This window comes from Hymenobacter tibetensis, from assembly GCF_022827545.1.
Lineage (GTDB): Bacteria > Bacteroidota > Bacteroidia > Cytophagales > Hymenobacteraceae > Hymenobacter > Hymenobacter tibetensis.
This window is the reverse complement of record NZ_CP094669.1, coordinates 882,577-897,318: the sequence shown is the minus strand read 5'-3', so window position 1 is coordinate 897,318 and position 14,742 is coordinate 882,577. Positions and strand designations below refer to the sequence as shown.

Genomic DNA, 14,742 nt, shown 5'->3' with positions numbered 1-14,742 from the left:
CCTTACCGGAACTTGGTGAAGCTGAAGCTGCCGCTGGTTACGCTCTGCGAGCCGGTGGCACTGGTATTGGGCATAGCGCCGGCCGTGAAGCTGAACGTGCCACTGATTTTCTGCCCGGCTTTGTCGTACTGCGTTACCGTGATGGTGCCGTTGCTGACGGCCGGGCCGTAAAGCGAGTTATAGGTGACGCCCGTTGTGCCGGCGGTCAGCGTAAGAGCGCCCACGGGCAAGTTGTCGAGCACCGAGCCTTTGCGCAAGTCGTAGGTGGCCGCGCCCTTGGTCCCTATTCCCTGCAAGCCCAGCGACACAGTATTTTTCATGTCAGCAGAACTACCCGAGACGATGATTTTATCGGCGCCATCGACAACAGCAACTGAATAGACAGTGCTGGTATAGGTGGTCCCGTTGTGGGTCCAGGTCACGGTGCCGTCGCCGGTAGCGGGGGCATCGTTATCGTCCTTATCGTCGCCGCAGGCGCTTAACAGCAAAAGGCCAGAGCCAAGTAGCGGTACAATAGAACGCAAGAAATAGTGGAAGGCACTCATAATAACTAGCGGATGGATGTTGAAAGGCAGAAGAAATACTCAATAGCAAGCAGGCTGTGGAACCCAAACGACCACCGGCCGCCCCCGCTCCTACTTCGGCACCAGGTTGGTGCGCAGCTCCAGGCTCGTAATCTGGTTGGCGTTGAGGGTGGGCGTGTTGGGCGGAAAAGTAAAGCCACTTGCCGACAATAAAATCAGCGCAATCAGACCGTTGGGCACGCCGGCCACCGGTTGGCCAGCCAGCGCAGTCTGCACCTGCGCGCCCGTGAAGCTGAATCCCGCCGAGAAGCTGGTAGCCGTCAGCGCGAAGATTTGCTGCGTTTGGGTTTGGCCGCTGAGCGTTACCGTAAGCTGGCTGTCGTTGCTGGCCAACGCCCACGTACCGTTCGTGACGGTGCCGTTGGCCTCCGTGAGCACCACTTTGCCATCGGGGTTGAATTTGTAGCTGTCGGCGGTGGCAGGCGGGGTGGTTTGCTTGCCTTCCACGCCATTCACGACCAGCGAAGAACCGCTTTCTTTCCACGTAACGGCCGTGAGCTGCGCCGCTTTAGAGGGGGCATTGTCGTTATCGTCGTCTTTGTCGCAGCCGGCCGCGAACAAGAGCAAGCCAGGCAGCAGTAGCAAGCGGAGAATTGGTAAAGATTTCATAGAAAATAGGGAAGGAAGACTTGTGGAATGGAAGGTTGTGGGAGTTGAGGAAGGCCGCTGAAAACCAGTCGCAAGCAATCTGCTCTGCGCCCAGTTGACACCTAAGGCCGGTACACTACAAATTGAAAGTCGCCGGGTGCTCCGGCATTGGAGCTAGGATTGGTGACGTTGACGATAATGTGGCCACTGCTGGTGCCACGGGCCACCGCTACCCGGCCCGCGGTGATGCACGTGACGATGATGGTCGCATTCGATAAATCAGCGTTGGCTAGTGGCGCTCCAATGAATTGCATATCCACCTCGCCATTGATGGTGTTGATACCCGCCAAGACCGCGGGAAAGGTGTTGACAGTGGTGTTCACCACTCGGCCATAAGCTACGGGCAGCAGGTTGGCGGCGGCCGTAGACGGCCGGTTCACCTCGCCTGTGCCCGTGATGCGCAGCAGCTCGGCACCGTCGCCGTTTTTGCCGCCCGCGTAAAACACGTGGTGGTCGGTGGTGGCTCCCACGTGGTAGTTGAGTTGGAAGGCACTCACGCCGAAGCCGTAGTGGTTGGTAGGATTCGCGTCGTAGAGCGTGATTTTAGCTTCGGTCAAGCCGGGCGTGATGCTCAGGCGGGTGTTGGGCGCCCCCGTCCCGATACCCACCCGCACCCGGTTGGTGGTCGTGTTGCCCCCCAACGCCATTGTGTTGCTGGTGCTGGCCTCGGCTCCCGAGCCAAGGGCCGTGGCGTAGCTTAGCGTACTGCTGCTCACATCAGTTTGGTAGCCCAGCAGGGTGTTGTTGGAGCCATTCGCTACCGTTTGGCCAGCGTTATAGCCCAAAGTGGTGTTGTTGGAGCCGTTGCTGACGTTGGTGGCGGCCCGAATGCCAACCAGCGCGTTGTTGTCGCCGGTGGTTAGGTTCACGCCAGCCCCGTAGCCGCTGGCGTAGTTGTTGGTGCCGCTGGTGTTGGACCGGCCCGCCTGGTACCCCATGAACTGGTTGGTGTCGCCGGTATTAGACTGCCCGGCTTGGTAGCCGATAGCCAATAGACGGTCGGCGGTGTTGTTTTGCCCGGCTTGGCTACCAATCAGCGTCACTTGATCAATGGCCAGCTCCGTTCCCCCGGGACTGGTAGCGCCCGAGCCGGCAGCATTGCCGAGCGCAGTATTGTCGGAGCCAGCCAACCGGTAGCCGGCCTTAAAGCCCAGGTAGGCGTTGCGCGACCCAGTGGTATTGAAGAAGCCAGTCTGGTTGCCCTCGAAGGTGTTGGCCGTGCCGGTGGTGTTCACCGTGCCGGCCTGGTAGCCCACAAACTGATTGTTGCTAGCCGTATTGTCGGTGCCCGCCTCGTACCCTTCGAAATGGTTGTTGGTGCCGGTGTAGTTGTTTAAGCCCGTCCGAAAACCAACAAAGAAGTTGTTGGAAGCAGTGTTCTTGAGGCCCGCAAAGAAGCCAACGAAATAGTTGTTGCTGCCGGTTTGGTTGTCGCGCCCCGCCGAGGAGCCTATCATAATGTTGGTTCCCCCGCTGGTATTGTTGCCGCCGGCTCCCCCGCCTATAAATATATTATCGGTGCCGGATACGTTGTCCTCGCCCGCGCTATTGCCAATGAAGGTGTTGCCGCTGCCAATCGTTGTGGTCGCTCCTGCCCGCACTCCCAGAAAAATGTTCGCCACGCCGCGCGCTGCGGTATTAATGGTGCCGGCGGTAGGCGTAAGAGCGCCGCCCGCTTGGTAGCCCACCAGCACGTTGCCAGACACCACAAAAGGGAATGTACCGACCGGGTACCCCAGCCACCACGCCCCGTTCACTCCCAGCCGCGCCTGCTCGATGCCTTGAGTGCGCAGCACCAGCGGCTGCGAATCGGTGGTGCCAAGGAAATTGCGGGCGGGGTCGGTAGCGGGGTTGCCGGTTAGGTTCCAGCCGGCTCCGGTTGGCGTGGCACCGGTAGTGAGCTTAGTCCAGGCGGGCGCGGCGGTGGTGCCAGCGTTGTAGTAGAACCCCACGCCCCCACTCAGCGCCGCGTTGGTATTGTACACCAGCAAGCTCGGGGCCGGGCTCGGCACGGCCGCCGCATCGGTGAGCGAAGCCAAGCTGACTTGTGGGAACAGCACCCCCTTGTTGGTAGCGCTGATATGCAAGGCCGCCGAGGCATCGGGGGTGGTAGTCCCGACGCCCACTTGGGCCTGAACGGGCGGGATGAAACCTACAAGTAAGGCTAACAGCCCGCCAACGAGTACAAGGTGTTTCATAGAAAGATAAGGTCACTAAGAACGTATAAGGAGGGGCACTACACGCTGAGCAGCTTCACTCAACAACGCATTGAAAATCTGTCACCTGGCTACTCTGCAAAGGAAAGCCGAGGCCCAGCGTGCGACGTTCGTGCAGGTTGCAAAGGCTTGCGCGCAGGTCGCATCTTGTCGGAATCCAGTATTTTTTTCTCTGAAAAGAAGACAAGTTGCTTCCGTAGTCAGCGCCTCCCGCCGCGCTGATTTCTGAATCTGCTTCAAAACTATCTGGGCACAAGCCGGCGGAAATGAGTATTATTACCTATTCGCTATATAGGTATCTCCGGTCTTGTTCAGCGCACTGTTTTATGCCCCGCTTAGAATATCAGGCTACAACTCGCCTACTGGCAGCCGTGGAAGTGCTGCACGCCGACTTATCGTTGGATTCGTTGTTTGTCCGCATGTCGCACGCGGCCATGCTGGCGGTCAGCGCCGAAACGGCCTGCTTCGATGGCTTCAGCCCCATAGGCGGCATCGGGCACCTAGGGTCGTTTCCCGAAGACACGTTTTCGCCCGTTACTTTTCCTATTCTGGCGGCCAGAATGCACGAGCATCCGCTGTTCACGGCCTTGGTAGAGGAGCGCCGCACCGAGCCTTTGCGGACCAGCGACTACTGCCATATGCCGCATTATTTTCGCACTGCGCTGTTCAATGAGTTCTACCGACCGGTGGCGCTCACTCACCAGCTCATCATGGGCCTCGATGTACCAACCAATGGCCTGGTAACCTGTGCCCTCAATCGTCACCGCCGCGACTTCAGTGAAGACGACCGGCTGGTGATGTCCTTGCTGAAAACGCACTTCGTAGCCGCCATCCGCAATGCTCACACGGTAGCCGAGCTTCAGCGCCCCGCCACCGGTCAAACGCCCACGCCCACCACCATTGGGTTTGCGCGCATTAGCCCCAGCGGCAACATCTTTTCCTGCGATGCGGCGGCCGAGCAGCTACTCCGCACCCACTTCGACGCCTTTGCCAGCACCTTCCTGCCTGGCCCGCTGCTGTGGTGGCTGCACCAGTGGCGCAACACCCCCCTGCTGACCGCCCCCACCGACTTCGTGCACCGTACCGCCCACGCCGAACTAACGGTACGCCTCGTATCCATGAGTGCCAATGAGCTACTGCTGCTAGTAGAGGAACGGGCAGTGTCGTCGGCGGCGGCATTGCAGCGGTTGGGCCTCACCCCCCGCGAGTCCGAGGTTCTCTTTCATCTCAGCCAAGGCCTCGCCGACAAAGCCATCAGCCAGGCCTGCGGCATCAGCTTGCGCACCACCCAAAACCACCTGCAAAACATCTACTCCAAGCTCGGCGTTGATAGCCGCACCGCCGCCGTCCGGTGGGCTCTGGTATAAGAAGGAAGGTGCCACCAAGTGCTAGTTTTCTTACTACTCCTTGGTATGTCTCGCCACTACTTATTCACTTCGCTGGGCGCGTAGCCGAACTGCTTGCTGAAGCTGGTGCTGAAGTGCGCGGGGCTGTTGAAACCGACTTGATAGGCCACTTCCGCCACGTTGCCCACTTGGCCTTGCAGCAGGGCGTGGGCCCGCAGCAGCCGGGTGGTCCGAATAAAGTCGCTGGGCGCTTGGCCGGTGAGGGCCTTCAGCTTGCGGTGCAGCTGCGCCCGGCTTAGAGCCACTTCCTGACTCAGGGCTTCCACGCTGAATTCGCCGTCGTCGAGGTGGCTTTCCACGGCCTGCTCCACCCGGCGCAGAAAGGCTTGGTCGAGGGAGGGCAGGGCGGCCACAGCCGCCGCGTGCTGTTCTAGCGGCGAGACAAGGGCCGAAGGCACGGCAACGTTGTAGGAACCGGGGGTAACCGAAGTAGCAGTTGGCACAGCGGAGGGCTCTGACGCGGGCAGCGAAGTGGGGGCTAAGGTAAAATGGCTTTGCAGACGGCGGCGCAACGTCAGCAGATTGCGCACCTGCGCCCGTAGCTCGCGTGGGTTAAACGGCTTAGCCAAGTACGCATCGGCGCCGGTTTCGAGGCCTTGGAGCTTGTCGCGCGCGTCGGCGCGGGCTGTGAGCAGCACCACCGGAATGTGCGAGGTGGCAGGGTCGGTTTTAAGCTGCTCGCACACTTGGTATCCATCAGGACCAGGCGGCATCATCACATCCGAAAGCACTAAATCGGGCACCGTTTCGCGGGCCAGCGCCACACCGGCGGTTCCGTTCGAGGCCACCAGCACCCGGTACCCAGCCGGCGCCAACGACTCGCAGATGAACTGCTGCACATCAGGATGATCTTCTATAACAAGCACCACCTCCATTTCCGCATCCATTTCCTTCTCGCTCGGTGGAGGCATTGGAGCAGCAGCTACTGCTTCGTTTTCAAAGTGCAGCACCTCCTTTTCGTTGCTAGCTGAAGCAGCCGTTGGCGCACCGGCTAGTGTGTCAGTGGCAAGAGCTTCCACCTCAGGCAAGCCGTCCGTGGCATTGCCGGTAACTGGCGTAGCTTCCGCCACTGCCAACAGCTGTCTGCGGGGCAGCGTCACCGTAAATACGGCCCCTTGCTCCGGCTGGCTGGCCACCGCCACGGTACCGCCGTGCAGCTCGGTTAGTTCCTTCACCAGCGCCAGCCCTAAGCCAGTACCTGTGTGGCGCCCGGTGGCATCAGGGGTAGCGGCCTGATAAAATCGGTCAAAAAGGTGGGCCTGATGCGCCAATGAAATACCGGAACCCGTGTCGCGCACCACAAAGCTGACGGCGCCCAAGGCCGCGGCAGGGCTGGCAGCCTCGTCCCGGACCTCCAACGTAACCTCTCCACCCGCGGGCGTGAAACGAAGAGCGTTGGCCAGCAAATTGGTTAGGATGTCTTCCAGCTTTTCGGGGTCGAAGACAAGCGGCACCGGCACGTTGGGCGTACGCAGGTGCAAGGCCACGCCCTGCGTAGCTGCCATGGAAGTGAACGAAGCCAGCAAGCGCGCCCCAAACGTGGCCGCGTCGCCGGGAACGAGGTTGAGCTGCAAAGCACCAGCTTCCAGCTTACTCAAATCCAGCAGCTGGTTGATGAGGCGCAGCAGCTTGCGGGCGTGCCGCACTACTAAGCTGCTGTGCTTGCGCACCAGCGCCGGATCGGTCGGCGGATTGTCGGCGAGCAGTTCGGCCGGGCCGAGGATGAGCGTAAGCGGCGTACGAAACTCATGGCTAATGTTGGCAAAAAAGTCGGATTTCACCCGATCCAGGGCCTGCAAATGTTCTAGGGCCTGCCGTTCCAGCCGCCGGTTGGCCCGCTCCCGCTCCCGTTCTTGGGTGGCGCGCCGCACACCGAAAATCACTGTTCCAAATAAGCCCGCGTACAGCAGATACGCCCACCACGTGCCCCACCACGGCGGCTTGATGGTGAAGTGAAACCGGGCGGGCCGGGTGTTCCATACGCCGTCGTTGTTGGCGGCTTTCACCTCGAACGTGTAAGGGCCGGGCGGCAGGTTGGAGTACGTAACGGATGTAGCGGTTAGCGGATCAGTCCAGTCGGTGTCGGAGCCAACCAGCCGGTAGCGGTAGCGCACCTTGGCCGGGTTGGTGAGGCTCACGCCCACATAGTCGAAGGTGAGGTGGTTGAGGTGGTGCGGCAGCACAAGACCCGAGCGGGCAGGGGTATCCTTCAGGAAAATGCGCAGCTCGGTCAAGCTAATGCCCGGAGCACGACGGTTGAGTTGGATACCAGCCGGGTCGTAGTGCATCAGCCCGTTGATGGTGCCTACCCATAGCTGATTGCCGCGGGCCAGCACTACGGCATTCTGGTTGGTTTCCTGACCCGAGAAGCCTTCAAGCAAGCCGTAGCTCACCGCCCGCCCCGTCCGCGGATTGAAACAGTCGAGCCCGAGGTTGGTACCAAGCCACACCTGGCCGGTGCTGTCGCACTGCACGAAATACGGGTTGTTGGATTGCAACCCCGCTTCCAAACCGTACCCGTGCATGGTGCGCCCATCGTACCGCAAGAGCCCACTCCCAATGCTGCCTAGCCACAGATTACCGCGTAGGTCTTCGCAAATCGAGCCAATACTGAGCTGCTTGGGCTGCCCCGCCACGCGCTGAAATACATCCTGGCGAGTGTCCACCCGTACTAGCCCAATATCGTCGGTACCGAGCCAGAGCGTGCCGCGCCTATCCCGAAACACCTTCCACAAGCTAGAGGTGCCTAGTCCGCCGTGCTGGGCATCAAACGTGCGGAACTGGTTGGTTGCCGGGTCGAACACGGTGACGCCGGCTTCGCGGGTGGCCAGCCACACCCGGCCGCGGGCGTCCTCGGCAATACTTACCACGAGCTGTCCCGCCAGGCCGAGCACGTGGTCGAAATACGTCCACTGCTTGGCAACTGGGTTGTAGCGGGCAGCACCTCCCCCACGCGTACCAAGCCACACCGCACCAGTTCGGTCCCGGAACAAGCATCGCACGTATTGCCCCAGTGCGCCCGGGCGCAACGGTACCCGCTCAAACAAGGGCCCCGCCGTAGCGCCCGGCCGAAACCGCACAATTCCCAAGCGGGTACCCACCCAATACTCCGTGGGACTTACTGCCTCGATAGCCAGCACTTGGTTGTCGGGCAGGCCATCTTGCGGGGTGTATTGCGTGAACCGCTCATCGGCCAGATGTTGGGTCAGGCCGTTGTCGTGCACGATCCACATGTTTCCTTCCTGGTCTTCCAGGAGGTCGTGGGCTTGGTCGCTGATGAGGCTGTTGCGCCCCCCGAAACACGTAAACCGGCCACCGGGTACGGCGCGGCTCAGCCCCCCGGCCGTGGCTACCCACACCCGGCCCCGCCGATCCTGCACCACCCGTAGCACCTGGTTGGCGCACAGCCCCTCGTCTGTGCCGAAGCGTTGTATGCGCCAGGGCTGGCCCGCGCGGCCACTTACTCGCAGCAAGCCGGTGCGGGTGGCACACCACAACAATGTGTCGCTCACCCGAAACAGGCTGTTGATACTTGCTTGCCGTAGCTCAAGTGGCAGCTTCATGGTAGCAGCTTCCACTACGTGATTTTGGCCTTGCGGCTGGAGGACCACCAGCCCTTTGGTAGTACCCACCCACACGTACCCCGCCGGCCCCGCACCCACGTAACTTACCGAGTCGGAAGGCAACCCAGTGGCCTTAGTGAAGCGCGTTACGAGAGTATCGGTGGTTCGGCAGTCGAGGCGCAGTAGCCCTTGGCCGGCCGTGGCTACCCACACGGTGCTCCCGCCCGCCGGATACACCTGCTGTACGTACCCTAACGCTCCGAGTCCCCGTGGCCGGCACCGCCGCAGTTGCCCATCCCGCAAACTGGATATGCCGCCGTATTCGTGGCCGAGCCAGAGCGTGCCATCGGGAGCGGCGGCTACGGCCGTTACGTGGTTGTCGGACAGGCCTTGGCGCACATCAATGGTCCGGAACTGCTGGCCATCAAACGAGCACACCCCGCCCTGCGTACCTGCCCACAACCGCCCCTGCTGATCCTGGCAGATGGCATACACCACCGTTTGGGGCAGGCCGTCGGTGATGGTATAGTCGCGCGAGGCCAGGGTTTGGGCGTCAGCTGGCCGCACGTTTAGCAGAAGCCTGACCAGCAGACAGCACAACAAAAGAGCACAACGGTGGAACATAGCACAGAACCCAAGGCGAACAGGCTACATCCTGCTGCGCCATCCTTGCCACTGATTATCAGCAAGGTCAGTATTACCAAGATATAGACAAACCGTTGTATTACGTTCCTTTCAGGCAACCAAAAGCACGGGACATTGAAAAATAAACCGTTACTACTGCCACCAACGCAGGCCCCATAGCCGCAGGCGCTTCTCGGCATAACTGGCGCTGTATGGCACCGGCTAGCTCGGTTTCGAAGACTGGAAACTGCTGCCGTTGGCCTTCCAAACCCCGGCTTTTCAAGGTATCTTTGTGGCTAGTCGTATGGAAAATTTCGTTGTTTCGGCCCGTAAATACCGTCCCGCCACGTTTCGCAGTGTGGTTGGACAACAGCACGTCACCACCACGCTGCAAAACGCCATTTCCAGCCAGCATCTGGCCCAGGCGTTTCTGTTTTGCGGCCCACGGGGAGTAGGTAAAACCACCTGCGCCCGGATTCTGGCCAAAACTATCAACTGCGAGTTTGTAGAAGAGCACGTGCGCAAAGGCCGCACGGTTTCCGAGCTGATTGCCGCCCAGCCCGACATCGTGCCCGACGCGCTGCTGGCAGCCCCGAACCCCGATGCTGCGCCGTTCGAGCTGGAAGCCTGCGGCAAATGCTCGTCGTGCCGCGCCTTTCAGGAAAACGCCTCCTTCAACGTGCACGAGCTGGATGCCGCTTCCAACAACTCGGTGGAGGACATCCGCAGCTTGGTGGAGCAGGTGCGCTATGCGCCGCAGCAGGGCCGCTTCAAGGTGTACATCATCGACGAGGTGCACATGCTCTCGAATGCGGCTTTCAACGCCTTCCTTAAAACGCTGGAAGAGCCGCCGAGCTACGCCATTTTCATTCTGGCTACCACCGAGCGGCATAAGATTATCCCCACCATTCTCTCTCGCTGCCAGATCTTCGACTTCAATCGTATTCGGGTGGACGATATTCGGGGGCACCTGCGCCACGTAGCCACGCAAGAGCACATCAAGGCCGAAGACGATGCGCTGCACTTGCTGGCCCAGAAAGCGGACGGTGGTCTGCGCGACGCCCTGAGTATGTTCGACCAGATGGTGACCTTCTCGGGCCACGACCTGACGTACAAGGACGTGGTGCAGAACCTGCACATCCTGGACTACGAGTACTATTTCCGGCTGGTAGATGCGTTGCTAAGCGAGAACCTGTCGGCCACGCTGTTGCTGCTCGATGAAATCATGCAGAACGGCTTCGACCTGCACAACTTTGTGGTGGGCGCGGCCGAGCATTTGCGCGGTTTGCTGGTGTGCAAAGACCCCGTGACGGTACAGCTGCTGGAAGTGTCCGACAACATCCGCAACCGCTACGTGCAGCAGGCGCAGGCGGCGTCGCTGTCGTTTTTGCTGTCAGCACTGAACCTAGTCAGCCTCTGCGACCGGGAGTTCAAGCAAGCCAAAAACCAGCGCCTCCACGTGGAGCTGACCTTGATGAAGCTGGCTTACCTCAACGGCGCAGTGCAGTTTGCGCGCGACTTAAGCGCCGGCCCCGCCGCCTCTGCCGCCAACGGCGAGGCGAAAAAAAAAAGTAGCGTAACCCCGCCCGCCCCTACTGCTCCTGCCCCATCCAACGGCCAACCCGCCGCCAACGGCACCGCTGAAGCGCCGGCAGCATACGGCAGCTCTGCCGTCTCGGCTCGGCCCGCCCCGGTTCCAGCGGCTCCTAAGCAGCCGGTTGTCGTTGACAGCCAACTGGCCCATGCGCCCGCCGACCCGGAGCCGATTGTGCCGATCGAAAGCGGAGTGGAAGAACTGCACGATACGCCCAGCATCGAAGACGAGGCCGCCACGGAAGTACCTACCACGTCCAAGTTGCGCGACACCGTGCCGCACGTCGAAATCGGCAAGCCCAGCATAGCGGGCCACGAGCCGGGCCAGATGCCCGTAACGGCGGCGCCACTACCGCCCCGCCCCGGTATGCCTCCGATGGGCAAACCGCTGGGCCTCACCAGCAAGCTTCCCGGCCTCGGCAGCCTCAGTGCCATGAAGGCGCAGCTCGCCGAGCAAGCGGCGGCCGGTAAAGCACCCGTCGACACCGAGCCCACCGGCCCCGTTACCGGCTTGCCAACCATCGACGACGCCCTGCTCCAACGCGTGTGGAGTGAGCTGACCGAAGAGCGGAAAGCAACCAGCATGAGCGAGTTCAGCGTGCTGAATCGGTCAATTTCGGCCGACGCGCAGCACGTGGTTCGCCTGCGCGTCGACAACCCGGTGCAGGAAGACCAGTTCAACGAGTTCCGGGCCGCTTTCCTGGGCGAACTGCGCCGCCGCACGGGTTACTCACGCCTCAACGTGCAGGTGGAAGTGGTGGAGCAGCAAAGCTCCGGCCGTAAGCTCTACACCTCTTCCGACAAGCTGGAGTACTTAAAAGAGAAGTTTCCTATGCTCGTAGAGATGCAGCAACGGCTAGGGCTGGACGCTGATTTTTAGTCGGCACCACCCAAACTTCTCATACATAATTTTTCGGACTTCGAGGCCGCGGCGGGTGGTTTCGGGCTGGCTGGCGCTTTTTATTCCAGGATAGGCCGCCTATCTTTGATTCCCTTTATTTCTCCGTCCTGCTTACTGCCTGCGCCAGTCGACCTGTGAAAAAATCCTTTCTGCTTCTTGTTCCAGCGCTGGCGACCCTCGGCCTCACTCAATGCCAAACAAGCAAACCCGCTGCTACTGCCGCTACCACGGCGCCGGCCAGCAGTGCAGCTCCCGCCCAGAAAGAAAAGGAATATAAGTACCAGACCGTAGAGGGCGACCCGCTCAAGGCTCGCATCTACACCCTCGACAACGGCCTCACCGTTTACCTCTCTGATTACGACGACGCGCCTCGGATCCAAACGTATCTGGCGGTGCGGGCGGGCTCCAAAAACGACCCCGCCACGGCCACCGGCCTTGCGCACTATCTAGAGCACATGGTGTTCAAGGGTACTTCCAAGCTCGGAACCCAAAACTGGACCGCTGAGAAGACCGAGCTAGCCAAGATCGAGGCCCTGTACGAGCAGTACCGCAGCCAGCGCAACGACCCCGCCGCCCGCAAGCGCACCTACCACCAAATCGACTCGATTTCCAGCGTCGCGGCCAAGTACGCCGTAGCCAATGAGTACGACAAGGTGATGGGCGCCATCGGAGCCAAAGGCTCTAATGCCTATACTTCCGTTGAGCAGACGGTGTATCAGGAAGACATTCCGAGCAACCAGCTAGAGAAGTGGGCCGCCATCCAGAGCGAACGGCTCGGCGAAATGGTACCTCGCCTTTTCCATACCGAGCTGGAAGCGGTGTATGAAGAAAAGAACCGCGGGCTCGACAACGACTTCAGCAAGGAGTTTGAGGCCTTGTCGGCTACTCTCTTCCAGAAGCACCCGTACGGCACCCAAACCACGATTGGCACCATCGAGCACCTGCAAAACCCGTCTATCACGGAGATTAAGCGGTATTTCGACAAGTACTACGTGCCCAACAACGTGGCACTGTGCTTGAGCGGCGACTTGGACTACGACCAGACCATCCGCATCATCGACCAGTACTTTGGCAAGCTGGCCAACAAGCCAGTACCGGCCTTCGAGGTACCCCAGGAAGCACCCATCACGGCGCCCATCACCAAGGAAATAGTGGGCCCCGACGCCGAAAACGTGATGCTCGGCTTCCGCTTCCCTGGCTCTACCTCCCGCGAGGCGCTGGTGTTGCGCATGATGGACAAGATTTTAACCAATGGGCAGGCCGGGCTGATTGACCTCAACCTCAACCAGCAGCAAAAGGTGTTGCAGGCAGCCTCGTTCACGATGCTCAACAACGACTACAGCGCCCACGTGCTGTACGCCACGCCGCGCCAGGGTCAGAAGCTGGAAGAGGTGCGCGGCCTATTACTCGCGCAGCTCGCCAAAGTGAAGAAGGGTGATTTCCCCGACTGGCTGGTTCCGGCCATCATCAACAACGAGAAACTGCAGCGCACCAAGAGCTACGAAAGCAACGAGTCGCGCGCGGGCGCCTTCGTAGATGCATTTGTAGCGCGCCAAGACTGGAAAGAGTACCTCAAGCAAATCGATGACTTTGCCAGCATCACCAAGGAAGAGGTAATGCGCGTGGCCAACAAGTACTATGGCCCCGGCTACGCCGTGATTTACAAGCGCACTGGCAAGGACCCCAACGCGGTGAAAGTGGTGAAGCCTGCCATTACGCCCGTGCCCGTGAACCGTGAAGTAGCTTCCGACTTCTACAAGCAAGTTACCGGCCTCAGCTCCCCAGAATTGCAGCCGGTGTTCCTTGATTACAAGAAGGACATTCAGGAAACCAAGTTAGCTTCGGGTATTCCGGTGTTCTACACCCACAACACCGAAAACAACCTCTTCAACCTGTACTACGTGCTCGACTTGGGCACCAACAACGATCCTAAGCTAGGCCTCGCCGCCGATTACCTGCAATACCTCGGCACTGATAAGTACACGGCCGAGCAGCTGCAGCAGGAGTTCTACAAGCTCGGTTGCTCGTTTGCGGTAAGCAGCGGCCAGGACCGCATTTTCGTGAGCCTCAGCGGCCTCGATAGCAACATGGAACCAGCGTTGCAGTTGTTCGAAAGTTTGCTGGACGCGCCTAAGCCCGATGCTGCCGCTCTCCGGAACATGGTGGCTGGCGTGCTGAAGTCGCGTCAGGATGCCAAGCTCAACAAGCAAGTGATTCTGAGCCAGGCCATGGTGAACTATGCCAAGTACGGTTCTAAGAATCCCTTCACCAGCCAACTCAGCGAGAAAGAACTAAAGGCCCTGAAACCCGAGCAGCTAACGGCTCTCATCAAGAGCATTCCGACCTATCAGCATCGTGTGCTGTACTATGGGCCGCGCAGAGCAACCGGGCAACCTGAGACTGTATCAAGCAAGCGATATGACGGCACCGCAGGGGAAATTTCGTATGGGTTGGGGTTGACAGAAGTCCTCAACATCAACCACCGCGTACCTGTCAAACTCACGCCGGTACCGGCTAACAAGGACTTTGCGGAGCAACCCATGAACTCACGTAAGGTCTATTGGGTGGACTACAACATGGTGCAGGCGGAAATCCTATTCCTCTCGAAGGGTCCGGTTTACGACAAATCCATTGTACCGACCACTAGCCTTTACAACGAGTACTTCGGGGGTAGCATGGGCAGCATTGTGTTTCAGGAGTTGCGCGAGTCGAAGGCGCTGGCCTACTCGGCTTCCTCGCGTTTTGCCAATGCCGATAAGGCGGGCCGTAGCAGCTACAACCTCAGCTACATCGGCACCCAATCCGACAAGTTGCCGGAGGCTATGGCAGGGATGAACTCCCTACTCAACGATATGCCGGTGGCCGAAGCCAACCTGCAAATTGCCAAGAACGCCATCCGCAACAGTATTGCCACGGAGCGCATCACCAAGGCCGATATCTTGTTCAGCTACGAGCGGGCCAAGCGCCTGGGCCTCGACTACGACCTGCGCCGCGACGTGTATGAGCAAACGCCCAACATGAGCTTCACTGATTTGCAGAAATTCCAGCAGGCCCGCGTGAAAGGCCAGAACCAAACCATTCTGGTTATTGGCTCGAAAGACCGCCTCAATTTCAAGGAGCTAGCCAAATACGGCCAACTCCAACAACTCACGCTGAAAGAGATTTTTGGCTACTGACCTCGTTTGCTCGTCAGACCGTCGTGCGCAA

At 59.9% G+C, this 14,742-nt stretch carries 7 protein-coding genes; 3 read left to right on the top strand and 4 right to left on the bottom strand.

Annotated features, from left to right (window positions below; genetic code table 11):
* Positions 1 to 2 precede the first annotated feature (2 nt).
* From MTX78_RS03695 to MTX78_RS03685, 3 genes are all read right to left on the bottom strand, one after another.
* The gene (locus MTX78_RS03695) at positions 3 to 545 is read right to left on the bottom strand and encodes a DUF6252 family protein (protein ID WP_243800018.1); all 543 of its coding nucleotides are present in this window, start codon (positions 543 to 545) and stop codon (positions 3 to 5) included.
* 90 nt (positions 546 to 635) lie between these two features.
* Positions 636 to 1,193, bottom strand: coding sequence for a hypothetical protein (locus MTX78_RS03690; RefSeq protein WP_243800016.1), 558 nt, complete (start codon positions 1,191 to 1,193; stop codon positions 636 to 638).
* A 101-nt stretch (positions 1,194 to 1,294) separates the two neighbouring features.
* Positions 1,295 to 3,430 carry a beta strand repeat-containing protein gene (locus tag MTX78_RS03685; RefSeq protein ID WP_243800015.1) on the bottom strand — a complete coding sequence of 712 codons (2,136 nt, stop codon included), beginning with the start codon at positions 3,428 to 3,430 and terminating at the stop codon, positions 1,295 to 1,297.
* 344 nt (positions 3,431 to 3,774) lie between these two features.
* Between MTX78_RS03685 and MTX78_RS03680 the strand changes: the two genes are divergently transcribed.
* Entirely contained in the window at positions 3,775 to 4,815 is a 1,041-nt protein-coding gene (locus MTX78_RS03680; RefSeq protein WP_243800013.1) for a response regulator transcription factor, read from the top strand.
* A 56-nt stretch (positions 4,816 to 4,871) separates the two neighbouring features.
* Here the strand turns inward: MTX78_RS03680 and MTX78_RS03675 are convergent, their stop codons facing one another.
* A complete protein-coding gene (locus MTX78_RS03675; RefSeq protein ID WP_243800011.1) occupies positions 4,872 to 8,984 on the bottom strand; it encodes a hybrid sensor histidine kinase/response regulator transcription factor in 4,113 nt (1,370 codons plus the stop codon).
* Between the two features lie 361 nt (positions 8,985 to 9,345).
* On the opposite strand from MTX78_RS03675, the gene dnaX reads away from it, so the two are divergent.
* Both dnaX and MTX78_RS03665 read left to right on the top strand, forming a co-directional pair.
* On the top strand, positions 9,346 to 11,514 hold the full coding sequence (gene dnaX / locus MTX78_RS03670; RefSeq protein WP_243800010.1) for a DNA polymerase III subunit gamma/tau: 2,169 nt from the start codon (positions 9,346 to 9,348) through the stop codon (positions 11,512 to 11,514).
* Between the two features lie 155 nt (positions 11,515 to 11,669).
* Positions 11,670 to 14,711 (top strand): M16 family metallopeptidase, encoded by a 3,042-nt coding sequence (locus MTX78_RS03665; RefSeq protein ID WP_243800008.1) that lies wholly within the window; start codon positions 11,670 to 11,672, stop codon positions 14,709 to 14,711.
* Positions 14,712 to 14,742 lie beyond the last annotated feature (31 nt).